Raw genomic sequence first — 25818 nt, 5'->3', positions numbered from 1 at the left:
GCATCTTGTTGTGCTTGTTGCATCATGCTGGCGATACGGAAGGATGAACCGTGGCCGACAGGATGGCGTCGCAGGATCACTGCTGTGGTGCATCTGGCCGTCATCATGGCCGGATAGGCCCGAATGACAGACAGACAGACTGGTGTCGATAGACACGCCGGAATGGACACGCTGCCCGCCCCGGTAAATATCGCCGTGGTAACGACAATAGGTAGGTAAAGTTACTCGATTGACCCGATATCTACCAGCAAGCCACCCTCAGACAATGGCCTCACGATAGAAAACAGCAACTGAGGCCGGCAGGCCACTTCCCCCCGTCCCGCAAGACACTGAAGCGCGACAGGCAGCGGATGGCGCTAGAAGAGACGTCCTTGTCCTTCCCCGGGGAAGGCACCGATCAATGGCCGATCAAGCCGCTCCAGCACCTGATTGGCCAGACGACGCGCCAAGGCCGGAGCCGCCTTGTTGTCAGGAGTATGCACAAACAGGAAAGGGCTTTTCCCCTGACTTATCCACAGAGAAAGGCGTTCCACCCAGGGCTGGAAGAAGGCCAGATTGGTCGCGTCGTCATGATGCCCGATGAAGCGGACCAGCGGTTGGCGTGCGCTGGAGAACACATGCAATGGGCGATGCGGCTTTTCCGAGCGTGCCACGGCAAGCCCTGGATGCGCGGTATCAGGGCCACTGAAGAGTGGACGGACATCCAGCATCACGCGATCGACTCCGTGACTTATCAACAAGCGATTCAACTGTCGTTCCACCGAGCCCTTGGCAAAGAAACTCGGGGCACGGGGCTCCACGGCCCAATCAAGGCCAGCACCCTCCACATGCGCGAAGAATTGCGCAAGACGCGGGAGTACCTCCTCCCCCAGGTCGCGTGGCAGCTGGATCATGATCGGCCCCATGCGCGACTTAAGCGGCGCAAGCCGCGCCAGGAATTCCGCCAGCTCCTCCTCGATTCCCTGAAGCCTCAACTCATGGGTCAGTCGTCCCGGCAACTTGAAGCAGAAGCGGAAGTGCTCGGGCGCCTGGCGGGCCCAGCTGGCCACGGCGCTCTCCGGCGGCAGAGCATAGAAGCTGGTATTGCCTTCGACACAGTCGAAGACCTGCGCGTAATCCGCCAGATGCTCGCGCGGGCCACTGCCCGGCAGCAGGCTGCCGCGCCAGTCATCGTTGGCCCACATCGCGAGCCCTAGATGAAGATGCCCCGCCTCGCAAGCTCTGTCATGGCCCGCAGCGTGCGGAACATTCGTCTCCGTCGGTGCGGAGGATGCATGAAAATGGTGCATGAAGGCGCCATAGCTAGAGGAATGTGAGGGTCAAAGGCCCAATACACCGAATAATATCGTCTGCTAGAGCGACGTAAGCACAATAAAAACTGTCATCACGGCGTGCTATGGTCCGCTTCCTGCATGAACCGTCACAGGCGAACCACCCCTCGCCGCGACATCGCTTTCTGCCCGCCACAAGCAGGTCGGAAGCCATCATTGTTGACTGCCCATACCCCGGAGCCTGTCATGACTGCTTTCCAACGACTCATCCTGCGTGCCAACGACAGCCGCTCCCGTGCGGCCAATGCCATCACGCTGCGTAGCCTGATCACGCTCTTCGAGGGCTGTCTGCTGGTGGCACTCGGCGTGCGCCTGCTGCAGGCCGGCGGCTTGCTGGTCAGTGGTACTGCCGGGATGTCATTGCTTGGCTCGGACCTGACGGGCTTGAGCTTCGGCAGTCTGTTCTTCCTGATCAACCTGCTCTTCTACGGGCTGGCTTGGAAGCAGCTGGGGCTCAACTTCACGCTGCGCACCCTGGGATGCGTCAGTCTGCTCTCGATCCTGACGGATCTACTGGCGGTCAGTCTGCCGCTGGGCGACGTCAATCTGCCGGTGGTGGCGATTGCCGCAGGCCTGCTCATCGGGCTGGGGGTCACCCTGCTGTTTCGCGAGAACGCCTCCCTCGGCGGACTCAACATTCTCGCGCTGGATCTGGAGCGACGCTTCGCCATCCATGCAGGCCGCACGACTTTCGCCTTCGACCTGCTGCTGATCGCGCTCGCCGCACTGGTCTATCCCTGGCCGCAGGTCATCTGCTCGGCACTGGCGTTCGCCACGCTGTCCTTCGTACTGGGGCGCTACCACCGCCGCACGCCTCAAGGCTCAGATGCCAGCACCACCGCTCAAGACGATGGCAAGCAGGTGCAGGCAGCTCACTAGCGGCGACCACGCCCGCCATTGGAGCCGCCGCCGCCCTTGTACGACGAGCTCTTGCCCCCGGCACTTCTGCCGCCAGGATTCTTCTTGCCAAAGGTCGTGTTGCCAGAGGTCTTGCTACCAGAAGACTTGCTACCAGAAGACTTGCTACCAGAGGACTTTTCGCCAGCCCCCCTGCTCGCCGCATCGCGCTCATCGCGACGCTCTCCGGCCTTGCCACGCGTGCGTGGCTTGAGGCCGCTCGCGAGCTTGCCCGCGCCATTGGCGTTCTTGCTGCCCGGCTGGGAGCCGCCCTTGCCGGCGCTGCTGCGTTCCTGATTGCCACGAGCGGATCTGGACTCATCGGTACGCTCCCGCCGCCCCGCCCCTTCCTGGCGAGCACCCGAGCGTTGGCCTGTCTTGGGCTGACCTGAGCCGCGCTGATCCGAGCTGCGCTGGCCCATGGCGCGCTTGCTGCTGTCCTCGCGCCGAGCACCACCACGCCGGCCGCTATCCGTATCCTGCGCGGCACGCTGATGGCGCGCGGCAGTCGCGTGCTGGGAAGGCGTCGGCGCCTCCGCCAGTCGTGAGGCCTCCTCGGTACCACTGGAGCCTTCGATCATCCGATGGATGTCGTCCATCTCGCGCTGGGTGAGATAGCGCCATTCGCCGATGCCCAGCCCGTCCAGACTGACATTCATGATGCGCACCCGCTTGAGCTTGAAGACCTCATAGCCCAGCGCCTCGCACATGCGGCGAATCTGGCGATTGAGCCCCTGCGTCAGGATGATGCGGAACACATAGGTGGAAATCTGCTCGATGCGGCACGGCTGGGTGATGGTATCCAGAATCGGCACGCCGGCTGCCATGCGCTTGAGAAAGTCCGGGTTGATCGGCTTGTCGACCCGCACCACATATTCCTTCTCGTGGGCGTTGCCGGCCCGCAGGATCTTGTTGACGATGTCGCCGTCACTGGTTAGGAAGATCAGGCCATCGGAAGGCTTGTCGAGGCGACCGATCGGGAAGATCCGCTTGGGATGGCCGATGTAGTCAATGATGTTGCCTTCCACGTGGCGCTCGGTGGTACAGGTGATGCCCACCGGCTTGTTGAATGCCAGATAGACCGCTTCCTGCTTGGCCTTCAACGGCTTGCCGTTGACCAGCACCTCATCGCCCGGCGCGACCTTGGTGCCCATCTCGGGGACGACACCATTGATGGTCACTCGCCCTTCGGCGATATGGCGATCCGCCTCGCGCCGCGAGCAGAAGCCCGTTTCGCTGATGAACTTGTTGAGGCGGGTAAGCGATGCGTCGCGATCAGTCATGGCAGGTCACGTGCGTGCGCCGGGCGATGAACGCGCAGCGGACGGAAGGGGATAAGAAGGCAGGCGCACAGGATACCAAAAACGGCAGCCCTGAGGCTGCCGTTGGCACGATGAGACTGAGCTCATCTGCTGCTGCGCCAGACATGACGCAGCCGTCTTGCAGCGCGGATCACTCGACCGTGACGCTCTTGGCCAGGTTGCGCGGCTGATCGACATCGGTGCCCTTGAGCACGGCGACATGGTAGGACAGCAGCTGCAGCGGCAGAGTGTAGAGAATCGGTGCCAGCACTTCGCTGACATGTGGCATGCGCAACACACGCACGCCTTCGCTCTCTTCGAGACTGATGTTCTCGTCAGCGAAGACGAACAGCTCCCCGCCACGTGCACGCACTTCCTGCAGGTTCGACTTGAGCTTCTCGAGCAGCTCATCGTTGGGTGCCACCGCAACCACCGGCATGTCGGCATCCACCAGCGCCAACGGGCCGTGCTTCAGCTCGCCCGCCGGATAGGCCTCGGCGTGGATATAGGAGATTTCCTTGAGCTTGAGCGCGCCTTCCAGCGCGATGGGGAACTGGGTGCCACGCCCGAGGAACAGCGCGTTGTGCTTGTCAGCGAAGGCCTCTGAGAGACGCTCGATCTCGCTGTCCATGGCCAATGCCTTGGTGACCAGTGACGGCAGCTGACGCAGCTCACGCACCACCTCGGCTTCTCCGGCCTCATCGCCACCCCGCACGCGACGCAGCGACAGCGTCAGCAGCATCAGGCCGACCAGCTGGGTGGTGAAGGCCTTGGTGGAGGCGACGCCGATTTCCGGTCCGGCCATGGTCATCAGGCTGAGGTCCGATTCACGCACCAGCGAGCTGCCCGGCACGTTGCAGATCGCCAGACTGCCGAGGAAGCCGCCCAGCGACTGGGCATAGCGCAGTGCGGACAGCGTGTCGGCGGTCTCGCCGGACTGGGACAGGGTGACGAACAGGGTGCCATCGGCCACCACCACCGGACGGTAGCGGAACTCGGAGGCGACCTCGACCGCCGCCGGAATGCCGGCCAGACGCTCGATCCAGTAACGCGCCACCATGCCGGCGTGGTAGCTGGTACCACAGGCGACGATCTGCACCTGCTTGACCTGACGGAAGAGGTTTTCCGCCTCGCTGCCGAAGCTGCGCACCAGCACGTGATCACCGTTCAGGCGACCTTCCAGCGTGGCAGCCAGCACACGGGACTGCTCGTGGATTTCCTTGAGCATGAAGTGGCGATAGTCGCCCTTGGAGGCGGCATCCTGCGCGTGCTCGAAGGTCTGGACCGGGCGCTCGTTGGCCTCGGTGATCAGACGCTCGCCCTGCTCGAAGATCTCGATCTGCTCGGCGGTCATGCGCACCAGATCGCCTTCCTTGAGATAGATGAAGCGATCGGTGACCTGCAGCAGCGCCAGCTGATCGGAGGCCAGGAAGTGCTCGTCGATCCCGACACCGATCACCAGCGGGCTGCCCTGACGCGCGCCGATCAGCACGTCCGGCTGGGCACGATGCACCACGCCCAGCGCGAAGGCGCCATCCAGCAGGGCGACGGCCTTCTGAACGGCGGTCAGCAGGTCCTGGCTCAGGGTGTATTCACGCGCCAGCAGGTGGGCGACCACCTCGGTGTCGGTCTCGGAGGTGAAGACATACCCCTGACCTTGCAGCTCGCGCTTGAGCGTCTCGTAATTCTCGATGATGCCGTTGTGGACCACGGCCAGGCTGTCACCGGACTGGTGCGGGTGAGCATTGGCTTCACTCGGCGCCCCATGCGTGGCCCAGCGAGTGTGAGCGATACCCACGCGTCCCTTGAGCGGTGATTCTTCGAGACGCTCCTGCAACGCCGCCACCTTGCCCAGCGCACGCACGCGATTCAAGCGGCCCTCTTCGGACAGCACGGCCATGCCGGCACTGTCATAGCCACGGTATTCGAGGCGGTGCAGACCCTCGAGCAGGATGTTCTGGACGTTACGACTGGCGACGGCGCCTACGATGCCACACATGAGCAATCTCCTTATGCTGTTGCTGGCGCCACGAGCGGGGCGATCAACACCTCGACTCCATGAGCGCGAATCTGGTCACGCGCAGCATCAGGCAACGCGTCATCGGTTATCAGGGTACTGATGCTGGACCAGGCCAGCTCCAGGTTGGGAATGCGACGGCCCAGCTTGTGGGATTCCGCCATCACCACGACTTCTCGCGACACCTCGGCCATCACGCGTGACAGGCCGATCAGCTCATTGAAGGTGGTAGTGCCACGTTCGAGGTCCAGACCATCCGCGCCGAGGAAGACCTGGTCGAAGTCGTAACTGCGCAGCACCTGCTCCGCCACCTGTCCCTGGAAGGAATCGGAGTGCGGATCCCAGGTACCACCGGTCATCAGCAATACCGGCTCGTTTTCCAGCTCGCGAATGGCATTGGCCACGCTCAGCGAGTTGGTCATCACGATCAGGTCATCACGCCCCTTGAGCTCGGGGATCAGCACCACCGTGGTGGTACCGCTGTCGATGATGATGCGCTGATGGGCGCCGATACGGCTGGCAGCCAGGCGGGCGATGGCCTGCTTGGCGGCACTGACCGGTTCGTCATGCACCAGCAGTTCACGCGGCATGGCCACGGCGCCGCCGTAGCGCCTGAGCAGCAGGCCGCTCTTCTCGAGAAAGGCCAGATCCTTGCGGATGGTGACCTCGGAAGTGGCGAGTTCCCGCGCCAGTGCCTCGACACTGACTTCACCGTCACGTCCCAGTTGTTCGAGGATCTGGTGACGCCGTTGTGGTGTCAGACGCTTGGACATCAGGGCCCCCTATAAAGTTTCGAAACGAAAGATAAGTGAGGCATAACGAAACATCAAGTGAAAGACGAGACAGGATGAGACGATTCATTCCTGCACGCCGTTCCACAGAGCTGACCGCGATGACAAAACGGGGAGACACCTGTCGGTGCCTCCCCGTTTCTGATGCCCACCTTCACTCACCAGCAAGCATCGCGACTGAAGCTGCCGTTCACTTCTTGGTCGGACGCGGCCATTCCGGCTTGTCGATACGCTTGCCACGCGCCACGCTCAACGCACCTTCGGCGACATCGCGGCTCAGGGTCGAGCCAGCGCCCACGGTGGCACCCGCGCCGATCTTGAGCGGCGCCACCAGCGCGGAGTTGGAGCCGATGAAGGCATTGTCGCCAATTTCGGTTCGGAACTTGTTGGCACCGTCATAATTGCAGGTGATGGTGCCGGCACCGACGTTGACCGCCTCGCCGAGGGTGGCATCACCGACATAGCTCAGGTGATTGATCTTGGCGTTCACGCCCACCTGGGCATTCTTGGTCTCGACGAAGTTGCCGATGCGCGCGCCGCGCGCCAGTTCGGTTCCAGGACGCAGACGCGCGAAGGGCCCGACATTGTTGTCACCTTCCAGTACCGCACCATCGATGACGCTATGCGGCGCGATGTTGGCGCCGGCACCGATGGTGGCATTGCGGATCACGCAGTGGGCGCCGATGACCACGTCATCTCCGAGACTCACTTCGCCCTCGAAGACACAACCGACGTCGATGCTGATATCGGTACCGATGGACAGCTTGCCGCGCACGTCGATGCGCGCCGGGTCCGCCAGGCTGGCACCTTCGGTCATCAGGCGGTTGGCCTCACGACGTTGGAAGGCGCGCTCGAGATCGGCCAGCTGCAGACGATTGTTGACGCCCTGCACTTCCTCGACCGCCGCCGGCTGGGCGGTGGCGATGTTGACACCTTCGCTGGCCGCCATGGCGATGATGTCGGTCAGGTAGTACTCGCCCTGGGCGTTGTCGGCGGACAGCGCCGGCAGCCAGCGCTTGAGCTGGGCACCGGTGGTGGCGAGGATACCGGTGTTGCCTTCCTGGATGGCCAGCTGCTCCGGCGTGGCATCCTTGTGCTCGACGATGGCGCTGACGCGACCTTCGCTATCGCGCACGATACGGCCATAGCCTGTCGGGTCTTCCAGAATCACCGTCAGCAGGCCCAGAGTCTGCTCACTGACTTCGGCCAGCAGCGCCTCGAGAGTCTCGCGACGAATCAGCGGCACATCGCCATACAGGATCAGCACCTTGCCATCGCCGATGGCTTCCAGTGACTGGGCCACGGCGTGACCGGTGCCCTTCTGCTCTGCCTGAACGGCAAAGCTCGCGCCGGTGTCGGCCAGCTGCTGCTGCACACGCTCACCACCATGACCGATGACGACATTCAGATGCGCACCGTCCAGGCCTGCAGCGGTGTCAGCCACATGACGCACCATCGCCTTGCCTGCCAACGGGTGCAGCACCTTCGGCAATTTGGAACGCATGCGGGTGCCCTGGCCTGCAGCAAGAATAACGACGTCGGTACGCTCTGCACTGCTCATCGGTGAACTCCTGTAGAAAGCGGGTCTTCATACCTGAAGCCCCTGAAAATAATGGCGCCATCATAGCAGCTGAACCCTGAGCTGCCAGTGACGAGGTTTACCCACGGCCCTGTCGCCGAGAACAGACCCGCGAAAGCATCAGTCGCCCGCAAGACACCTGAGCCATCTCTCCGATGGGCTCGGCACCCTTCCTGATGAGCCCGGTCAGTCTCCGGCGTCAAAGGGACGACCTTCGATGGCTAGAGGCATCAGTCCTCTCGGGCATAAAAAAAGGCGACCCGAAGGTCGCCTCTTTCCTGTCACTGGCCGTCATGGCCCAGTGCATCTCAGCGCGTGTGACGACGCATCTGCTGCACGGTGCGCAGCTTGGCCATCGCCTCGGCCAGTTCGGCCGTGGCGCGTGAGTATTCCAGTTCGGAAGCCTGATCGTTCATGGCCTTCAAGGCCACTTCCTTGGCTTCCTGGGCTGCCGCCTCATCCAGATCGTCGGCACGTACTGCGGTGTCGGCGAGGACTGAAACGAGGTTCGGCTGCACTTCGAGGAATCCACCACTGACGTAGTAGATTTCCTCAGCCCCACCCTGACGCTGAACGCGAATCGGGCCGGGTTGCAGCTCGGTCAGCAGCGGTGCGTGACCCGGCATGATGCCGAGGTCACCTTCGCTGCCGGCAGCCACGAGACGCTCGACCAGGCCGGAAAAGATGCCTTTCTCAGCGCTGACGATGTCGCAATGGACGCTCATAGCCATACCTGTTTCCTCATGCCTGAACAGGGAAATTACATGCCCTTGGCTTTCTCGACAGCTTCGTCGATGGTGCCGACCATGTAGAACGCCTGCTCCGGCAGTGCGTCATATTCGCCGTCCAGGATACCCTGGAAGCCGCGGATGGTGTCCTTGAGGGACACGTACTTGCCCGGCGCGCCGGTGAAGATTTCCGCCACGAAGAACGGCTGTGACAGGAAGCGCTGGATCTTGCGCGCACGTGCCACGGTCTGCTTGTCTTCGTCAGACAGCTCGTCCATCCCGAGGATGGCGATGATGTCCTTCAGCTCCTTGTACCGCTGCAACACACCCTGAACGTTACGGGCAGTGTTGTAGTGCTCCTCGCCGACGACCAGCGGGTCGAGCTGACGAGAGGTGGAGTCGAGCGGGTCAACGGCCGGATAGATACCCAGCTCGGCAATCTGACGAGACAGTACGACAGTCGCGTCAAGGTGCGAGAAGGTGGTCGCCGGAGACGGGTCGGTCAAGTCATCCGCGGGGACGTAGACGGCCTGCACGGAAGTGATCGAGCCGGTCTTGGTAGAAGTGATGCGCTCCTGCAGGACGCCCATCTCTTCCGCCAGTGTCGGCTGATAACCCACCGCGGACGGCATACGACCCAGCAGTGCGGACACTTCGGTCCCTGCCAGGGTGTAACGATAGATGTTGTCGACGAACAGCAGAACGTCACGACCTTCGTCACGGAACTTCTCGGCGATGGTCAGGCCGGTCAGTGCTACGCGCAGACGGTTGCCGGGCGGCTCGTTCATCTGACCGTAGACCAGGGCAACCTTGTCGAGAACGTTGGATTCCTTCATTTCGTGGAAGAAATCGTTACCTTCACGAGTACGCTCACCCACGCCCGCGAACACGGAGTAACCGCTGTGCTCGGTGGCGATGTTGCGGATCAGCTCCATCATGTTGACGGTCTTGCCGACACCGGCGCCGCCGAACAGGCCGACCTTGCCGCCCTTGGCGAACGGGCAGACCAGGTCGATGACCTTGATGCCGGTTTCCAGCAGCTCGTTTGATGCTGCCTGTTCCGCGAAGCTCGGGGCTGCACGGTGGATCGGCATGTGCTCATCCGCACCCACGTCACCCGCTTCATCGATCGGCTGACCCAGCACGTTCATGATGCGACCCAGAGTCGCCGTGCCGACCGGCACGGAGATCGGAGCACCAGTGCTCTCAACTGCGAGACTGCGCTTGAGGCCTTCGGTCGAACCCATTGCGATAGTACGGACCACGCCGTCGCCCAGCTGCTGCTGGACTTCGAGTACGGTCTCGCTATCGGCGACGTTCAGGGCGTCGTAGACCTTGGGCACTGCGTCCCGCGGAAACTCGACGTCAATCACCGCGCCGATGATTTGTACGATACGTCCGCTCATTCCTGGTTCCTCTTAAACCTGCGATTGAAACCTGCTTGCCTGTTGCCACGCTGTCATCAGACGGCGGCGGCACCGGATACGATCTCGGAGATTTCCTGAGTGATCGCTGCCTGGCGGGCCTTGTTGTAGACCAGCTGGAGGTCGTCGATCAGGTCGCCGGCGTTATCGGTCGCACTCTTCATTGCGATCATTCGCGCTGCCTGTTCGCAGGCGATATTCTCGACCACGGCCTGATAGACCTGGGCCTCGACATAGCGCTTGAGCAGCTTGTCGAGCAACGAGACGGCATCCGGCTCATACAGGTAGTCCCATGTAGTGGGACCGGTTTCTTCGTCGTTCTGATCAGCTTCGAGAGGAAGCAGCTGACGCACGACCGGCTTCTGCGTCATGGTGTTGACGAACTCGTTGAACACCACGTACAGACGGTCGAGGCTGCCCTCGTCGAATGCGTCCAGCATGGCCTTGACGCTACCGATCAGATCCTGGGTACCCGGGGAATCCCCGAGACCGGACTTGGCGGCAAGCAGGTTGCCACCGTAGTTGCGGAAGAAGGTACCGGCCTTGGAGCCGAGGGCACAGAAGTCCACCTCGACACCCTGGTCGCGCCAGCTCTTCGCATGCTTGGTGACAGCCTTGAACAGATTGGCGTTCAGGCCACCACACAGGCCGCGATCACTGGAGACCACGATATAACCGACACGCTTCACATCGCGTTCCATCAGATACGGATGGCGATATTCCGGGTTGGCCCGGGCGATGTGTCCTACAACCTTGCGGATCTGATGGGCATAAGGCTGGCTGGCCGCCATGCGATCCTGCGCTTTACGCATCTTCGACGCAGCCACCATTTCCATGGCGCTGGTGATCTTTTGCGTATTTTTGATGCTCCCGATCTGGGAGCGAATCTCTTTTGCAGCTGCCATAGCGATCTGCCTTATTCATGCCACCCGAAGGGAAACGACAAGGCCCGGACTGGCCGGGCCATGTCACTTACCAGCTCTGGGTCGCCTTGAACTTCTCGACGCCAGCCTTGAGACCATTCTTGATCTCGTCATCGTAGCCGCCGGACTGATTGATCTTGTCCAGAAGATCCGCGTGCTCGGAGCGCATGTAGTCAAGCAGCGCTTTCTCGAAGCCCAGCACCTTGGCGACTTCGACGTCGTCCAGGTAGCCTTCGTTGGCCGCGAACAGCGAGATCGCCATGTCGGCCACGGACATCGGAGAGTACTGCTTCTGCTTCATGAGCTCGGTGACACGCTGACCGTGCTCGAGCTGCTTGCGGGTCGCTTCGTCCAGATCGGAGGCGAACTGCGAGAAGGCTGCCAGTTCACGGTACTGAGCCAGTGCCAGACGCACACCACCACCCAACTTCTTGATGATCTTGGTCTGGGCAGCACCACCGACACGGGAAACAGACAGACCCGCGTTGATGGACGGACGGATACCGGAGTTGAACAGGCTGGTCTCGAGGAAGATCTGACCGTCGGTGATGGAGATCACGTTGGTCGGAACGAACGCGGAGACGTCGCCACCCTGGGTCTCGATGATCGGCAGCGCGGTCAGTGAGCCGGTCTTGCCTTTCACTTCACCCTTGGTGAACTGCTCGACATAATCGGCGTTGACGCGTGCAGAACGCTCAAGCAGACGGGAGTGGAGATAGAAGACATCACCCGGGTAGGCTTCACGGCCCGGCGGACGCTTGAGCAGCAGGGAGATCTGACGATACGCCCATGCCTGCTTGGTCAGATCGTCATAGACGATCATCGCGTCTTCGCCGCGGTCGCGGAAGTACTCGCCCATGGTGCAACCGGCGTACGGTGCCAGGAACAGCATGGCAGCCGGGTCGGAGGCACCAGCCGCGACGATGATGGTGTGTTCCATCGCGCCGTGCTCTTCGAGCTTGCGCACGACGTTGGCGATGGTGGACTGCTTCTGGCCGACGGCGACGTAGACGCAGGTAATGCCCTTGCCCTTCTGATTGATGATGGCATCAATCGCGATGGCGGACTTACCGATCTGGCGGTCACCGATGATCAGCTCACGCTGACCACGGCCGATCGGCACCATGGCATCGATGGACTTCAGACCAGTCTGCACCGGCTGGTCGACCGGCTCACGGGCGATGACGCCCGGAGCGACCTTCTCGACCGCGTCAGTCAGCTTGGCGTCGATCGGGCCTTTGCCGTCAATCGGGTTACCCAGAGCATCGACCACACGGCCGACCATTTCCGGACCCACCGGCACTTCGAGAATGCGACCGGTGCACTGCGCGGTCATGCCTTCTTCGAGTTGCAGGTAGTCGCCCAGGACGACAGCGCCGACGCTATCACGCTCAAGGTTGAGCGCCATACCGAAGACGCCACCCGGGAATTCAATCATCTCACCGAACATGACGTCTGCGAGGCCGTGGATCTGCACGATGCCGTCGGAGACGCTGACGATGGTGCCCTGATTACGGGCTTCGGATGCGACGTCAAGCTTTTCGATACGCTGCTTGATGATGTCGCTGATCTCGGAAGGATTCAGTTGCTGCATGCCATGTCCCTCGGACTCAGGAGTTCAGTGCTTCGGAAAGCCGGGCCAGCTTGCCGCGCACGGAGCCGTCAATGACGGTATCTCCGGCACGGATGATGACGCCGCCGAGCAGCGTACTATCCACCTGAGTGGTAATGGAGATGTCGCGGTTCAGACGCTTGCGCAGGGCGGTGGCGAGCTTCTCTTCCTGCTCGCTTTCCAGTGCAAAGGCGGACACCAGGGTCACCTCGACACGCTGTTCCTGCTCGGCCTTCTGGGCCTCGAACAATTCGGCCACGGAGGGCAGGGCCGCGAGGCGGTCCTGCTCACCGAGAGTCCGGATGAAGTTGCGTGCGTTGTCGTCCAACGCGTCGCCGCACACGTCAATGAAGGTGTCGACCTTGTGCTCGGTAGAGAGCTTCGGGTTGTCGAGCACCGCCTTGACGGTCGCGTCGACAGCGACGTTCGCCGCTGTCGACAACATTCCGGACCAGGCCTCTAGCGCCTGCTGGCCGCGTGCAAACTCGAACGCCGCCTTGGCGTACGGGCGAGCCGCGGTGGAGGTAGACGTTTCAGCCATGGAATCAGTCTCCTCAGAGCTCAGCAGCGAGTTTGTCAATCAGCTCGCGGTGCTTGGCTTCGTCGATGGAGGATTCCAGGATGCGCTCTGCACCGATCACTGCCAGAGATGCGACCTGACCACGGAGCTCGTCCTTGGCCTGGTTGATCTCCTGGGTGATCTCTGCGCGCGCCTGAGCGACCATACGCTCGCCTTCGGCACGGGCAGCTTCACGAGCTTCCTCGATCATCTGGTTGGAACGCTTGTGCGCCTGCTCAATGATGCTTGCTGCTTCTTCCTTGCTTTCCCGCAGTGTCTCGCTGGCTTTTTCCTGCGCCAGTTCGAGGTCACGGGTAGCACGGCTGGCAGCATCCAGACCATCTGCAATCTTCTTCTGACGTTCTGCCAGAGCCTGTGTGACCGGCGGCCAGACATACTTCATGCAGAAGAAAACGAAGACCGCAAAGGCGATGGCCTGACCAATCAGGGTTAAGTTCAGATTCACGCCAGCACCTCTCGCTTCACGATTGTTGGGTCATAAACACGGTTGGCCTGTGGCCAGCCGATGTTTAACCGACAAACGGGTTGGCGAAGGTGAAGAACAGCGCGATACCGACACCGATCATGGTCACGGCATCCAGCAGACCAGCGACGATGAACATCTTGACCTGCAGCTGCGGGATCATTTCCGGCTGACGCGCGGCGCCTTCCAGGAACTTGCCACCGAGGATACCGAAACCGATGGCGGTGCCCAGGGCGCCCAGACCGATCAGCAGGGAGACGGCGATAGCGGTCATGCCAAGAACTTGTGCTTCCATTGTGGAACTCCAGTTTTAGTCAAGTTTAAGTCAAGGGTTGAGGGTGTGAGCAGAGCTCGGAAATCTTGCCCCGCGCCACGAATGGCACGGGGCGGGTACATCAGTGATCTTCGCTGGCCATGCTCAGATAGACGATGGTCAGCATCATGAAGATGAATGCCTGCAAGGTGATGACCAGGATATGGAAGACTGCCCACGGGAAGTGGAGCGGCAGCTGCCAGATACCGACCAGCGAGATCAGAATGAAGATCAACTCGCCTGCATACATGTTACCGAACAGACGCAGCGCCAGAGAGATCGGCTTGGCGATCAGCGTCACGAATTCAAGCAGGAAGTTGACCGGGATCAGCGCGATCTGTGCCAGCTTGTTCGGGGTATTGAACGGGTGCAGCGTCAGTTCGGCCACGAAGCCCTTGAGGCCCTTGACGCGAATGGAGTAGAAGATGATCAGCGCGAACACGGACAGTGACATGCCCAGTGTGGCGTTGATGTCGGTGGACGGTACCACCTTGAAGAACACGTGAGCCGGATCGGCGCCGAACATCTCGCCAACCTTGGCAGCAACGCCCGGCAGCCAGTCGACGGGGACCAGGTCCATCAGGTTCATCAGGAAGATCCAGCAGAAGATCGTCAGCGACAGCGGCGCGATCAAGCGGGAACGACCGTGGAAGGTCTCCTTGACGGACTGATCGACGAACTCGACCATCAGCTCGACGAAGTTCTGCAGACCACTCGGCACGCCGGTGGTCGCGGACTTGGCGACCTTGCGGAACAGGCACAGGAAGATCAGACCCAGCCCGATGGACCAGCCCATGGTGTCCAGATGGATGGCCCAGAAGCCCATGTCGGAGGCTTCCTGGGCACTGTGCGCCATGGACCACCCGTGTTCGGGGTGGTTACCGAACGTCAGATTCTGCAGGTGGTGCTGAATATATTCGGAGGGACTCGGGTTGGTGCCTGCCATTACTCTGCCTCAGGTTCGTGTGTACGGTGTTCGCTTCACCAGCCAGGGGCCCAGCCAGTGAACCGCCATTGCCGCCACGTAAGCGCAAAAAAATAAAGCGGGGTTTGAGGGCGGCACTGCAATGAAGAAGAATGCAAACAATACGGCCGTCAAACCGAACTTACCGGCCTCAGCCTGATAGAAGGCCTTGACCATCGCCTGGGCGTAACGTGCACCCGTCACGCGCAATGAACGCCAGGCAAAGAACAGGTTGGGCAGCAGGCAGACCAGGCCACCACACAGGGCAGACAATGCCGCGCCGCTTCCCTTGCTCACCCAGGACAGGAGTACGGCACACAGAACCACCAGCGCCTGGCCCCAGAGAAGTCGCGCGACCTGAGGGCGTCGCAAGGCAGCGGGTGTCGTCTTGTGCATCGTGAACCTGTCCATCGCAGTGATGACTCTCGCCAATCCCTGTCACTGCGCATCCTGCAGCCGGGGAGCAAACTCGCCGGATTATAGGGGAGCGCCGCATCGCCATCAACCAAACTGCCGGCTAAATTCCTTGATCTTTCGCAAGCTTACGACCAAAGCCTCACCATCTTGCGTGAAACAGATGACAGTTGGCTTACGTTGACAGTCGCTTGCGATGCAGGCGACGTAGGGTTGCGCCTATCACAACCCGCCGTCAAGACGATCTTGCCGCTCCGGTCAGAGAAACGCACTTCATGGCCCTGCGACAATGCGTCACAGGGCCACGAAAACGACCAGAAAAGCACGGAAAGGCTCGATGTCAGCCGATCACCTGCACCGAAGGCACGCCATGCCTAGTGGATATGACCGAGAATGCCATCCAGCTCATCCAGGCTGGTATAGGAGATGGTGACCTTGCCCTTGCCGCTCTTGCCATGACGGATATTGACCGCCGCCCCCAACTGCTCTGACAGCCGGGTCTCCAGGCGCTGGATGTCCGCATCTGGCCTGGGTGCGGAAGGCTTGGTCTGCTCCCCTTTCTGCACGCTTTTCACCAGCGCTTCCGTCTGGCGCACGGTCAGCTCACGCTCGACCACCTCATGAGCCAGCTTGCGCTGACGTGCAGGACTGAGCCCGATCAGGGTACGGGCATGGCCCATGTCCAGCTCACCGCGTTCCAGCAGTGTCTGCACTTCCTGGTCCAGCGTCAGCAGACGCAACAGGTTGGCCACTTGCGCACGTGAGCGACCGACGGCATCCCCGACCTGCTGCTGAGTCAGTTCGAACTCGTCGAGCAGGCGCTTGAGCGCCATGGCCTCTTCGACCGGATTGAGATTCTCGCGCTGGATGTTCTCGATCAGCGCCAAAGCCAGCGCGATCTCGTCACTGATGCCTTCCCGGATGACGGCCGGAATGGTGTCCAGTTCCGCCAGCTGAGACGCCCGCCACCGCCGTTCACCCGCGATGATCTCGTAACGTCCTTCCGCGATGGGCCGCACCACGATGGGCTGCATGACCCCCTGGGCACGAATGGAATCCGCCAGTTCTTCCAGCGCTTCCGGCTGGATGTCACGCCGCGGCTGGTACTTGCCACGTTGCAACTGCCCCAGCGGCAGTCGCTCGAGGCGCTCGCCGGACTGCACGGCTGCCTCGGCCCCGGTATCCGTCGCACCACCAGCGGCATTCCCGCCGTCGGGCGACAAGGCGTCAGTCGTGGCCGCCGGCAGGGCGCCTTCGGCATCAGATTCGGCATGGCGGCGGCGATTGCCAGCGCCGATCAGGGCATCCAGGCCCCTTCCCAGGGCACGCTTACGCGTCATGGACCTTCCTCGGTGAAGTTACAGCGAGAGACGACGAATCAATTCCTTGGCGAGCACGCGATAGGCCTGGCTGCCACGCGACAGACGCGCGTACTTGGTGACCGGCAGACCATGGCTCGGCGCTTCGGCCACCCGCACGTTGCGTGGAATGGTGGCCTTGATCAGGGTATCGCCAAAGTAATCGGAAAGTTGCTTGCTGACATCGCGGGTCAGACTGTTGCGGGCGTCGTACATGGTGCGCACGATCCCGAACACGTCGAGGGCCGGATTCACGTTGCCCTGTATCTGCTCGACGGTATCCAGCAGCGCTGACAGGCCTTCCAGAGCATAGAACTCGCACTGAAGGGGAATCAGGACGCCATGGGCGGCGGTCAGGGCATTGACGGTCAGCATGTTGAGCGAGGGCGGGCAGTCGATCAGCACCACGTCATATTCCGAGGCGATCGGGGCGAGTGCCTCGGCAAGACGCCGCTCGCGCCCTTCGACATCCAGCAGGTCGACTTCGGCAGCCGTGAGATCGCCATTGCCCGGCAACAGGGCATAGCCGGCATCCGGGCAGTCGAGAATCACGTCGCTGGCCCGCAGTTCACCCAGCAGCACGTCCAGCACGCTGCCTTCCAGGTCATGCTTGTCGATGCCACTGCCCATGGTGGCGTGGCCCTGGGGGTCGAGGTCGATCAGCAATACGCGGCGATCGAGCGCCGCCAGCGAAGCGGCGAGATTGACGGCTGTCGTGGTCTTGCCGACACCACCTTTCTGGTTGGTCAGCGCGATGATCTTGGTCACGAGCGACTTCCTTGGTTCCTTGAGAAGCGGGGCCTTTGGCACCAGCCGCATGCTCACGAGGGCAGATCATGGATCTGCCCTCCCAGAGCCTCAGGCTGCCTGCCTTTTGCGCCCGGCACAATCCCTGCACGCGCCGCGAGACGAGCGGTCAGTCGCGTTTCAAGCGCAGAAGGTGACGTTCACCTTCTTCTCCCGGGACACACAGTCTGAGCGTCTCGACCAGCGAGACACCCGCCGGCAACCGTGCGATCTCGTCATTGGGGATGCGACCTTTCATCGCCAGCCATTCGCCGCCTTCTGCCAGTACGGCGCCTGACAGATTGACGAAGGCGTCAGTATCGGCGAAGGCCCGCGAGATGATCTGCTCGAAGGGCGCGCCATCATAGGCTTCGATACGCACCTGAGTCGGGCTCAGGTTCTTCAGGCCCAGCTCGTGGCCGGCCTGAATCTGGAAACGCACCTTCTTGCCATTCGAATCCAGCGGTACGACAGCGATGTCGGGACGCATGATCGCGATCACGAGACTCGGCAGGCCCGGGCCGGCACCGACGTCCAGCAGGCGTGGCCCGCTGATGTGGGGCAGCACGCTGAGGCTATCCAGCAGATGGCGCGTCACCATCGCCTCCGGCTCACGTACCGCGGTGAGGTTATAGGCGCGATTCCACTTGTGCAACAGCACCAGCAGCGTCATCAGCTGCGCATGCTGCTCATCACTCAGCACCACTCCCATGGCGCTGGCACCGCGACTGAGCAACTGGGCGCAACGCGCACGCTGCGTCTCGTTGAGCGTCTGACTCATTGCGCGACTCCCGTGTCAGCCGTATCGGTATCTGCTGGAGTCTCCGCCTTGATCAACTGCCGTTTCTTCAAGTGAATCAACAGGATGGAAACCGCTGCTGGCGTGACACCGGAAATGCGGCCTGCCTGGGCAAGCGTCGCCGGGCGCGCTTCATTGAGCTTCTGCTTGATCTCGTTGGACAGGCCATCGACGGAGTCGTAATCGAGACTGGCCGGCAATTCGGTGTGCTCATGACGACGCAGGCGATCGATCTCTTCCTGCTGACGCTGGATGTAGCCCGCGTACTTGGCGGTGATCTGCACCTGCTCGGCGATGCGCCAGTCGTCGACTCCTTCCCCTTTCAGGCCTGCCACATCCGGATACTCGAGCTCCGGACGCTTGAGCAGCTCCATCAGGCTGGCTTCGCGCTTGAGCGGTGAGCTGAGCTTGTCGCTCAGCGGGGCCAGCTCCGGGCTCTTTGGCGTCAGCCAGGTGCTTTGCAGACGAGCGGTCTCGCGCTCGATCGCTTCGCGCTTCTGCTCGAACGCCGCCCAGCGCGCGTCATCGATCAAGCCGAGTTCGCGGCCCTTGGCAGTCAGACGCAGATCCGCATTGTCCTCGCGCAGCAGCAGACGATATTCGGCGCGTGAGGTGAACATGCGATACGGCTCGCGAGTGCCGAGGGTGATCAGGTCATCGACCATCACGCCGGTGTAGGCCTCGTCGCGCAGCGGATGCCAGGCCTCGTCGTCAGTGGCGCGCAAGGCAGCGTTGACGCCTGCCAGCAGCCCCTGGGCACCGGCTTCTTCATAGCCGGTGGTGCCGTTGATCTGACCGGCGAAGTACAGATTCTTGATGAAACGCGTCTCCAGGGAGTGATGCAAGTCCTGGGGATTGAAGAAGTCGTATTCGATGGCGTAGCCGGGACGCGTGATGTGCGCGTTTTCCATGCCACGAATCGAGCGTACCACCTCGAGCTGCGTATCGAAGGGCAGCGAGGTGGAGATGCCATTGGGGTACAGCTCGTGGGTATTCAGGCCTTCCGGCTCGATGAAGACCTGGTGGCTGTTCTTGTCGGCGAAGCGATGCACCTTGTCCTCGATGGACGGGCAGTAACGCGGCCCTATGCCATCGATGACGCCAGAGTACATCGGCGAGCGATCGAGATTGGCGAAGATGATCTCGTGAGTGCGCTCGTTGGTATGCGTGATGAAGCAGTTGACCTGCTCCGGATGCATTTCCCGACTGCCCATGTAGGACATCACCGGGCGCGGTGCGTCACCCGGCTGAGCTTCCATCTTGCTGAAATCGACGCTCTTGGCATCGATGCGCGGCGGGGTACCGGTCTTGAGCCGATCAACCCGGAATGGCAGCTCGCGCAGACGTGACGCCAGGCCATTGGCGGGCGGATCTCCGGCACGTCCACCGGCATGGTGATCCAGGCCGATATGGATCACGCCACCGAGGAAGGTCCCGGTCGCCAGCACCACCGTGGTGGCGTGGAAACGGATGCCGGTCTGGGTGACGACACCCCGTACGGTCTCGCCTTCGACGATCAGGTCTTCCGCCCCCTGCTGGAACAGCGTCAGGTTCGGCTGGTTCTCCAGCACGTTGCGAATCGCCGCCTTGTACAGCGCCCGGTCGGCCTGTGCTCGAGTGGCACGTACCGCCGGGCCCTTGCGGGCATTCAGCGTGCGGAACTGGATACCCGCCATGTCGGTTGCCAGGCCCATGGCACCGCCCAGCGCATCGATCTCCTTGACCAGATGGCTCTTGCCGATCCCACCGATGGCGGGATTGCAGGACATCTGCCCCAGGGTCTCGATGTTATGGGTCAGCAGCAGGGTCTGACGGCCCATGCGGGCAGCCGCCAGTGCGGCTTCCGTACCGGCATGACCGCCGCCGATGACGATCACGTCAAAGCGGTTCGGGTAATCCACGTTGGCACCTCGGGGTATCACGAAACTTGGATGAAGCGCTGTTCGCATGGTGGCGAATCAGGCAAATCGGCCAGACACGACGATGACTCGATGTCTGGATGAATCCGGGACTGACGAACGTCATGGCGAAGACAAGGCGCCGCAGACGGCATGAGCTCGACCCGATGGGGAGCCTGCAAGCCAATCGAATGACGTTCGGGCCGCACAGTATAAACCGCCTGTGGGTAAGCGTCAGGAGTTTTCCACAGTGCCATGGCAGGACGTGCCATGCAGTGGACTCGCGGATGTTTCTCTCAGGGCATCAATCACGACAGTGAGTCGAACCCGTGTCGAGAGTGTGTGGCGTAGGGGATTTTCCCGAGGACTGGGTCGGATCGTCTTGCCGTTCGTTATCCCGAACACCTTGGGAAGTGAGCTTCCTCGAACCCGGTCTTTCGGGGTGTCCGAACGTCCTTCGGGTTTCCGGATAACAAGATTATATAAAGAAAAGAAAAAGGGGTTCTGTTGATGTTGTAACTACTGTTGTGGACAAAATCAGTGGGAAATCGACTTTATCTCTTAAAAATCAGTATCTTACGATGTTGATATAGTTGGGGAGAAAATGCGTGCTACCTGAGGACGCCACCGGTGGCTTCCTGTGGATGAAACACCGCCTTGTCCACAAGCCCAGTTATCCTCGTTTTCATACCGTGCTGGTACCGGACTTTTCTGCCCTGCTGTGCACAAGTGACCAGTTTACCCACAACCCCTAGTGCTGCAAGGGCTAACGTACAGAAGGCCGCGGATGATGCCGCAAAATGTCCACAGAGGCAAATCGTCTTCACCTCGACACGCCAACTCTGTAGATAGTACGGGGATAAGCCGTGAGTGGATGGCTACGCTGCCCAGCAGTGGTGCCCTGAGAGATACGATGATACTGCTGTGGATAGTTGTTGGCGTGATTGAGGCTTGCTTACCGGTGCCTGGCCGGCCAGACGACTCATGGGCTGACATCAGGCGTGTGTTATCACCAGCCACGGCCCCTTGCAGGCGATGTTTCGAGCGCCTTTCGCGTCAGGACATGCGGTGTGAAAGACGGGTCCTTCGGCGACTGATGAAGTGAATCGAGAGCCTCAGCGAGGCTAGGGGCGTGACGTGAGAGGCAGCCAAGGTGGGGCGAATCATCTGATTTCATTGCATGAAAAAAGCGCGAAATCGTCAGTCGAGATCGAAAAACTTCATTTCGAATGCCAGAACTCCCGTCATTCGGGTCACAACAGACACGTCTATCGCCAGATGATGCTCTGGATTGGCCAGGAATTGCCTCTTCACGGCGTGGCATTCGGGCAAAAAAAAGCCCCGACCTGACGGTCGGGGCTTGGCCTCTCTCAAGAGGTGGTAGCGGGGGGAGTCAGTGCTTGAGGACGCGTGCCAGGAAGCTCTGGGTGCGCGGATGACGAGGGGTGTCGAAGACCTCGCTCGGAGTGCCTTCCTCGACGATGCTGCCCTGGTGGACGAAGACGACGCGATCCGCGACTTCACGCGCGAAGCTCATCTCATGCGTGACGATCATCATCGTCATGCCGTCGCGTGCCAGCTCACGCATCACGTCCAGCACCTCCCCGATCATCTCGGGGTCCAGTGCGGAGGTGGGCTCATCGAACAGCATCAAGCGGGGTTCCATCGCCAGTGAGCGGGCGATGGCGACGCGTTGCTGCTGGCCGCCTGACAGCTGGCCGGGGTACTTGTCGGCCTGCTCGAGAATATTGACCCGCTCGAGCAGCGTGTCGGCCTGTCGCTCGGCGGTCGCCCGGTCACTGCCGCGCACCTTGATGGGGGCCAGGCTGACGTTGTCACGTACCTTCATGTGCGGAAAGAGATTGAACTGCTGGAAGACCATGCCGACTTCGGTGCGAATCGTCTTCAGCGCTCGGTGGCTCTTGCCGTGGGGGATCAAGGACTGTCCGTCCACTTCGATGCTGCCGCCCTGGAACTCCTCGAGGCCATTCACGCAGCGGATCAGCGTCGACTTGCCGGAACCACTGGCGCCGATGATCACCACCACTTCCCCCTGGGCGACCTCGAGATCGATGTCCTTGAGCACATGCAGGCTGCCGAAGTGCTTGTTGATCTTTTGCATGTTCACGATGGCGGTCATCAGGCGCTCCTGGCCGGCGCGAAGGGCTGGCTGATCGGGAAAGAGGAAGAGGGTGTCAGCGCGGTTGTCGCCTGGTGGGAAAGCACGGTAGAGATCATTGGCCCACCAGTCCGCGACGCTCCAGCATCCGTAGCCCGAAGGACAGGCTCAGCGTGATGACGAGGTAGAGCATGGCGACCATGAAGTAGGTTTCCAGCGCGTTGAAGGTGGTGGCAATGTAGATCTGGCCCTGGCGGACCAGCTCACCGACACCGATCACCGAGAACAGCGAGGTGTCCTTGATGGACACGATCCCCTGATTGCCGAGCGCCGGGATCATGCGACGCAGTGCCTGCGGCCAGATGATGTAGCGGAAGGTCTGGGGGGTGGAAAGGCCCAGTGACAGTCCGGCCTCGCGTTGCCCGCGCGCGATGGACTGCACGCCACCACGCACGATCTCGGAGATATAGGCCGCGGAATTGAGGGCGATGGCAGCGATACCGGCGGTCAGGGCATCGATGGGACCCCCGATGATCTGCGGCAGACCATAGAAGATGAACAGGACCTGCACCAGCACGGGCGTGCCGCGGAAGATCTCGATGTAGGCGGTGGCGACCCAGCGCAGTATCCGGCTGGGGGAGAGGCTCAGCAGGCCGAACAGGATGCCGAGCACGAAGCCGATGGCCAGGCCACCGAAGGAAATGGCGAGGGTCCAGGGGATCCCCTCGAGCAGGTACGGCACGGAGGAAATCGCCGCCTGCCAGTCAAACTGGAATTGAACGTCCACGTGGGGCTCCTTGGCACCATCATCTCGCGCCTCAGGACATGGTGAGGGGGAGCTCGTCAGGACAGACGCCACGGCCATTGGCATGCCGTGGCGTCCGGATGGCAGAAATCATGGTTCGTGGTGAAGAAGGCGTCAGAGAACTCTGGCGAGGATGGCGTTATTCGCTGTCGCTCGGCAGGGCGCCGAACCACTTCTGATAGATCTCGGCGTAGCTACCATCGGACTTCATCTCGGCCAGTGCCTTGTTGGCGGCGTCGGTCCACTCACTGCCCTCGGTGAAGGCGATGCCGTACTGCTGACCTTCATAGAGCGGGCCCACTGTCTTCACGCGACCGTTGCCCTTGGTCTTGGCGAAGTAGCCGACATTGGGAGCGTCATAGAAGACGGCATCGACGCTGCCGGACATCAGTGCCATGTACATGTCGGCGCTGCCGGGATAGGGCGTGATGGTGGAGTCTTCCAGATTGGCGGTGAGGTAGTCATAGCTGGTGGAGCCGATCTTGGTGCCGATCTTCTTGCCTTCCAGCCCCTCGATGCCCTCGATGTCGCCATTGTTGGCCGCGGTCAGGATCCGCAGGCCGGAGTCGTAATAAGGATCGGTGAAGTCGACGATCTTCTCGCGGGCCTCGGTGATGGTGATGCCGGCGATGGCGACATCGACGCTGCCGGTCTGTACGGCCGGGATGATGCCATTGAAGTCCATGGTCTTGAGGTCGATATCGAAACCGGCGCGCTCACCGATGGCGTTGAGGATGTCGATATCGAAGCCGACCATCTTGCCGCTTTCCTGATCGAGCATCTCGAAAGGCACGAAGCTCGGGTCAGTCGCGGCCTTGAGGGTGACGGCATGGGCGGCACTGGCCATCAGGGTGGCGGCCGCGAGACCGGACAGCGAGGCCAGCAGGTGGGATCTACGCATTTTACATGCCTCTTTATATTTAGATTTTAGGATGTAGTGCGTTTTCAGAGTGACGAGAGCACAAGATCCCGTCAAGTCTGCGAGCGCCGCCGTGCGGCGGGTTGGCATTCGCAACCTGCTGAGATAGTGAAAAAAAATCGCCCCCTATCGGAAACCGATAGGGGGCGATCAGGTGGCGGCATCGCGCCGGATGTCATGCTGCGCCGTCAGACCATGAAGGACGAACCACAGCCACAGGTGCTGGTGGCATTCGGGTTCTGGATCAGGAAACGCGCCCCGGCCAGACCTTCCTCGTAGTCGATCGTCGAGCCGACCAGATACTGGTAGGACAGCGGGTCGATCACGACCGCGGCTTCGCCCAGCTCGACCACGGTGTCGTCCTCAGCCATGTCGGTGGCGATATCGAAACCGTACTGGAAGCCGGAACAACCACCGCCAGTGACGTAGACCCTGAGACGCAGCTCCGGGTTGGCTTCTTCCGCGCGCAGCGCAGCGATCCGGGCCTTGGCGCTCTCGGATAGATACAGCGGCGTGGGGATGAAGCTTTGTGCTTCGCTCATGCGGGCCTCCTCGAAGGAGTCGGAGGCCGGGCGCTGAAGACAGCGCCCGGCACGGTATAGAGAACGGAATGCTGCCTATTATCCCTATATCCGAGCAAAAGGGTCAACTTTGTCTGACGTGCTGCCTTGCTGGCGACGCTGGCGGCTCAGGGCATCATCGCCGGCGCCCCGATGCCGGTCATCTCATCCAGGCCGAACATCAGGTTGAGGTTCTGGATGGCCTGACCTGATGCGCCCTTGACCAGATTGTCGATCACCGACAGCACGACCAGGGTGTCGCCATTGCCCGGACGATGCAGGGCGATGCGACACAGGTTGGTGCCACGCACGCTGCGCGTCTCCGGATGGCTGCCCAGCGGCATGACATCGACGGCGGGGTGATCGGCGTAACGCTGCTCGAACAGCGCCTGCAGCTCTTCCAGCGTACCGCTGAAGCCGCTCAGGCGCGGATAGAGAGTGGAGTGGATGCCCCGGATCATCGGCGTCAGGTGCGGGACGAAGGTGAGGCCGACCGCGCTGCCCGCTGCCATGTCCAGCCCCTGGGTGATTTCCGGCAGGTGACGGTGACCGGAGGCGCCGTAGGCCTTCATGGACTCGCCGGCTTCACACAGCAGCGAGCCGACCTTGGCACCGCGACCGGCCCCGGAAACGGCGGACTTGCAGTCGGCGATGATGTTGTCGGTCTCGATCAGGCCGGCTTCCAGCAGCGGAATGAGCCCCAGTTGCACGGAGGTCGGGTAGCAGCCCGGCACCGCGATCAGACGGGCTTCACGGATGGCGTCGCGATTGACTTCCGGCAGGCCGTAGACGGCTTCGCCGAGCAGTTCCGGTGCACCATGCGGCTGGCCATACCATTCGGCCCAGACGTCGGCGTCCTTGATGCGGAAGTCCGCGGACAGGTCGATCACGCGAGTGCCGCGGGCCAGAAGGTCGCCGGCCAGCGCATGAGCGACGCCATGCGGCGTGGCGAAGAACACGGCGTCACAGGCTGCCAGCACCTCGGCATCCGGCTCGCTGAACGCGAGGGTGTCGTAGTGGCCGCGCAGATTGGGGTACATCTCGTCGACACGCACGCCCTTCTCGCTGCGTGAGGTGATCACGGTCACTTCCACCTGCGGGTGGCTGGCCAGCAACCTGAGGAGCTCCACTCCGGTGTAACCGGTGCCGCCGACGATACCTACCTTGATCATGCTGCCTCCCCGCTTTCGAGCGGTGTCCTGTTGATACGAATGTGACTCGTGTGTCCGGCTTGCTG

Annotated in this window: 24 protein-coding genes; 1 reads left to right on the top strand and 23 read right to left on the bottom strand. The window is 61.6% G+C overall.

Translation table 11 applies throughout. The features are described from left to right. Window positions 1-356 precede the first annotated feature (356 nt). A complete protein-coding gene (locus tag HXS65_RS10760) occupies window positions 357-1184 on the bottom strand; it encodes a DUF72 domain-containing protein (protein WP_240704349.1) in 828 nt (275 codons plus the stop codon). A gap of 333 nt (window positions 1185-1517) precedes the next feature. Here HXS65_RS10760 and HXS65_RS10755 point away from each other — a divergent pair, with 333 nt between their 5' ends. Then, window positions 1518-2210, top strand: coding sequence for a YitT family protein (locus HXS65_RS10755; protein WP_176493838.1), 693 nt, complete (start codon window positions 1518-1520; stop codon window positions 2208-2210). Here the strand turns inward: HXS65_RS10755 and rluF are convergent. From rluF to argC, 22 genes are all read right to left on the bottom strand, one after another. Beyond that, window positions 2207-3511 carry a 23S rRNA pseudouridine(2604) synthase RluF gene (rluF, locus tag HXS65_RS10750; protein WP_176493837.1) on the bottom strand — a complete coding sequence of 435 codons (1305 nt, stop codon included), beginning with the start codon at window positions 3509-3511 and terminating at the stop codon, window positions 2207-2209. The genes HXS65_RS10755 and rluF overlap by 4 nt on opposite strands. Before the next feature lie 169 nt (window positions 3512-3680). Beyond that, complete coding sequence (gene glmS / locus HXS65_RS10745; RefSeq protein ID WP_077379814.1) at window positions 3681-5528, bottom strand: glutamine--fructose-6-phosphate transaminase (isomerizing); 1848 nt, start codon at window positions 5526-5528, stop codon at window positions 3681-3683. A gap of 11 nt (window positions 5529-5539) precedes the next feature. Beyond that, complete coding sequence (locus tag HXS65_RS10740) at window positions 5540-6319, bottom strand: DeoR/GlpR family DNA-binding transcription regulator (RefSeq protein WP_077379812.1); 780 nt, start codon at window positions 6317-6319, stop codon at window positions 5540-5542. Window positions 6320-6527: 208 nt separating this feature from the next. Next, the gene (glmU, locus tag HXS65_RS10735; protein ID WP_077379809.1) at window positions 6528-7898 is read right to left on the bottom strand and encodes a bifunctional UDP-N-acetylglucosamine diphosphorylase/glucosamine-1-phosphate N-acetyltransferase GlmU; all 1371 of its coding nucleotides are present in this window, start codon (window positions 7896-7898) and stop codon (window positions 6528-6530) included. A 326-nt stretch (window positions 7899-8224) separates the two neighbouring features. Then, window positions 8225-8647: a F0F1 ATP synthase subunit epsilon gene (locus HXS65_RS10730; RefSeq protein WP_054556360.1), complete on the bottom strand. Its 423-nt coding sequence runs from the start codon at window positions 8645-8647 to the stop codon at window positions 8225-8227. Between the two features lie 29 nt (window positions 8648-8676). Continuing rightward, entirely contained in the window at window positions 8677-10050 is a 1374-nt protein-coding gene (gene atpD / locus HXS65_RS10725; RefSeq protein WP_077379807.1) for a F0F1 ATP synthase subunit beta, read from the bottom strand. 56 nt (window positions 10051-10106) lie between these two features. Further along, complete coding sequence (gene atpG / locus HXS65_RS10720; protein WP_065392631.1) at window positions 10107-10973, bottom strand: F0F1 ATP synthase subunit gamma; 867 nt, start codon at window positions 10971-10973, stop codon at window positions 10107-10109. Between the two features lie 67 nt (window positions 10974-11040). After that, window positions 11041-12585, bottom strand: a complete 1545-nt coding sequence (gene atpA, locus HXS65_RS10715; RefSeq protein WP_065392630.1) for a F0F1 ATP synthase subunit alpha — start codon at window positions 12583-12585, stop codon at window positions 11041-11043. A gap of 16 nt (window positions 12586-12601) precedes the next feature. Then, window positions 12602-13144: a F0F1 ATP synthase subunit delta gene (locus HXS65_RS10710; RefSeq protein ID WP_077379805.1), complete on the bottom strand. Its 543-nt coding sequence runs from the start codon at window positions 13142-13144 to the stop codon at window positions 12602-12604. 13 nt (window positions 13145-13157) lie between these two features. Next, a complete protein-coding gene (locus HXS65_RS10705; RefSeq protein WP_065392628.1) occupies window positions 13158-13628 on the bottom strand; it encodes a F0F1 ATP synthase subunit B in 471 nt (156 codons plus the stop codon). 64 nt (window positions 13629-13692) lie between these two features. After that, a complete protein-coding gene (gene atpE, locus HXS65_RS10700) occupies window positions 13693-13941 on the bottom strand; it encodes a F0F1 ATP synthase subunit C (protein ID WP_011508579.1) in 249 nt (82 codons plus the stop codon). A 100-nt stretch (window positions 13942-14041) separates the two neighbouring features. Next, window positions 14042-14905, bottom strand: a complete 864-nt coding sequence (gene atpB / locus HXS65_RS10695) for a F0F1 ATP synthase subunit A (protein WP_077379803.1) — start codon at window positions 14903-14905, stop codon at window positions 14042-14044. A 9-nt stretch (window positions 14906-14914) separates the two neighbouring features. Further along, entirely contained in the window at window positions 14915-15319 is a 405-nt protein-coding gene (locus HXS65_RS10690) for an ATP synthase subunit I (RefSeq protein ID WP_176493836.1), read from the bottom strand. Between the two features lie 392 nt (window positions 15320-15711). After that, entirely contained in the window at window positions 15712-16677 is a 966-nt protein-coding gene (locus HXS65_RS10685) for a ParB/RepB/Spo0J family partition protein (protein WP_176493835.1), read from the bottom strand. An 18-nt stretch (window positions 16678-16695) separates the two neighbouring features. Then, window positions 16696-17463 carry a ParA family protein gene (locus tag HXS65_RS10680; protein WP_077379799.1) on the bottom strand — a complete coding sequence of 256 codons (768 nt, stop codon included), beginning with the start codon at window positions 17461-17463 and terminating at the stop codon, window positions 16696-16698. Between the two features lie 148 nt (window positions 17464-17611). Further along, a complete protein-coding gene (rsmG, locus tag HXS65_RS10675; protein ID WP_176493834.1) occupies window positions 17612-18262 on the bottom strand; it encodes a 16S rRNA (guanine(527)-N(7))-methyltransferase RsmG in 651 nt (216 codons plus the stop codon). Continuing rightward, window positions 18259-20181 carry a tRNA uridine-5-carboxymethylaminomethyl(34) synthesis enzyme MnmG gene (gene mnmG, locus HXS65_RS10670; RefSeq protein ID WP_077379795.1) on the bottom strand — a complete coding sequence of 641 codons (1923 nt, stop codon included), beginning with the start codon at window positions 20179-20181 and terminating at the stop codon, window positions 18259-18261. Before mnmG ends, rsmG begins: the two co-directional genes overlap by 4 nt. Before the next feature lie 1390 nt (window positions 20182-21571). Further along, window positions 21572-22318 (bottom strand): amino acid ABC transporter ATP-binding protein, encoded by a 747-nt coding sequence (locus HXS65_RS10665; RefSeq protein WP_077379793.1) that lies wholly within the window; start codon window positions 22316-22318, stop codon window positions 21572-21574. Window positions 22319-22412: 94 nt separating this feature from the next. After that, window positions 22413-23084 (bottom strand): amino acid ABC transporter permease, encoded by a 672-nt coding sequence (locus tag HXS65_RS10660; RefSeq protein ID WP_077379791.1) that lies wholly within the window; start codon window positions 23082-23084, stop codon window positions 22413-22415. 157 nt (window positions 23085-23241) lie between these two features. Beyond that, entirely contained in the window at window positions 23242-24003 is a 762-nt protein-coding gene (locus HXS65_RS10655) for a transporter substrate-binding domain-containing protein (RefSeq protein ID WP_077379789.1), read from the bottom strand. Window positions 24004-24209: 206 nt separating this feature from the next. Next, window positions 24210-24563: an iron-sulfur cluster insertion protein ErpA gene (erpA, locus tag HXS65_RS10650; protein ID WP_077379786.1), complete on the bottom strand. Its 354-nt coding sequence runs from the start codon at window positions 24561-24563 to the stop codon at window positions 24210-24212. A 146-nt stretch (window positions 24564-24709) separates the two neighbouring features. Then, a complete protein-coding gene (argC, locus tag HXS65_RS10645) occupies window positions 24710-25753 on the bottom strand; it encodes an N-acetyl-gamma-glutamyl-phosphate reductase (protein WP_176493833.1) in 1044 nt (347 codons plus the stop codon). Window positions 25754-25818 lie beyond the last annotated feature (65 nt).

Source organism: Cobetia sp. 5-25-4-2, from assembly GCF_013374075.1.
Lineage (GTDB): Bacteria > Pseudomonadota > Gammaproteobacteria > Pseudomonadales > Halomonadaceae > Cobetia > Cobetia marina.
This window is presented reverse-complemented; position numbering and strand designations above follow the sequence as displayed.

What these genes read in the sequence shown, in the direction of transcription:
- HXS65_RS10760 (WP_240704349.1), bottom strand. Translation starts at nt 1,184, where the DNA reads ATGTGGGCCAACGATGACTGGCGCGGCAGCCTGCTGCCGGGCAGTGGC.
- HXS65_RS10755 (WP_176493838.1), top strand. Translation starts at nt 1,518, where the DNA reads ATGACTGCTTTCCAACGACTCATCCTGCGTGCCAACGACAGCCGCTCC.
- rluF (WP_176493837.1), bottom strand. Translation starts at nt 3,511, where the DNA reads ATGACTGATCGCGACGCATCGCTTACCCGCCTCAACAAGTTCATCAGC.
- glmS (WP_077379814.1), bottom strand. Translation starts at nt 5,528, where the DNA reads ATGTGTGGCATCGTAGGCGCCGTCGCCAGTCGTAACGTCCAGAACATC.
- HXS65_RS10740 (WP_077379812.1), bottom strand. Translation starts at nt 6,319, where the DNA reads ATGTCCAAGCGTCTGACACCACAACGGCGTCACCAGATCCTCGAACAA.
- glmU (WP_077379809.1), bottom strand. Translation starts at nt 7,898, where the DNA reads ATGAGCAGTGCAGAGCGTACCGACGTCGTTATTCTTGCTGCAGGCCAG.
- HXS65_RS10730 (WP_054556360.1), bottom strand. Translation starts at nt 8,647, where the DNA reads ATGGCTATGAGCGTCCATTGCGACATCGTCAGCGCTGAGAAAGGCATC.
- atpD (WP_077379807.1), bottom strand. Translation starts at nt 10,050, where the DNA reads ATGAGCGGACGTATCGTACAAATCATCGGCGCGGTGATTGACGTCGAG.
- atpG (WP_065392631.1), bottom strand. Translation starts at nt 10,973, where the DNA reads ATGGCAGCTGCAAAAGAGATTCGCTCCCAGATCGGGAGCATCAAAAAT.
- atpA (WP_065392630.1), bottom strand. Translation starts at nt 12,585, where the DNA reads ATGCAGCAACTGAATCCTTCCGAGATCAGCGACATCATCAAGCAGCGT.
- HXS65_RS10710 (WP_077379805.1), bottom strand. Translation starts at nt 13,144, where the DNA reads ATGGCTGAAACGTCTACCTCCACCGCGGCTCGCCCGTACGCCAAGGCG.
- atpE (WP_011508579.1), bottom strand. Translation starts at nt 13,941, where the DNA reads ATGGAAGCACAAGTTCTTGGCATGACCGCTATCGCCGTCTCCCTGCTG.
- atpB (WP_077379803.1), bottom strand. Translation starts at nt 14,905, where the DNA reads ATGGCAGGCACCAACCCGAGTCCCTCCGAATATATTCAGCACCACCTG.
- HXS65_RS10690 (WP_176493836.1), bottom strand. Translation starts at nt 15,319, where the DNA reads ATGCACAAGACGACACCCGCTGCCTTGCGACGCCCTCAGGTCGCGCGA.
- HXS65_RS10685 (WP_176493835.1), bottom strand. Translation starts at nt 16,677, where the DNA reads ATGACGCGTAAGCGTGCCCTGGGAAGGGGCCTGGATGCCCTGATCGGC.
- rsmG (WP_176493834.1), bottom strand. Translation starts at nt 18,262, where the DNA reads ATGAGTCAGACGCTCAACGAGACGCAGCGTGCGCGTTGCGCCCAGTTG.
- HXS65_RS10665 (WP_077379793.1), bottom strand. Translation starts at nt 22,318, where the DNA reads ATGACCGCCATCGTGAACATGCAAAAGATCAACAAGCACTTCGGCAGC.
- HXS65_RS10655 (WP_077379789.1), bottom strand. Translation starts at nt 24,003, where the DNA reads ATGCGTAGATCCCACCTGCTGGCCTCGCTGTCCGGTCTCGCGGCCGCC.
- erpA (WP_077379786.1), bottom strand. Translation starts at nt 24,563, where the DNA reads ATGAGCGAAGCACAAAGCTTCATCCCCACGCCGCTGTATCTATCCGAG.
- argC (WP_176493833.1), bottom strand. Translation starts at nt 25,753, where the DNA reads ATGATCAAGGTAGGTATCGTCGGCGGCACCGGTTACACCGGAGTGGAG.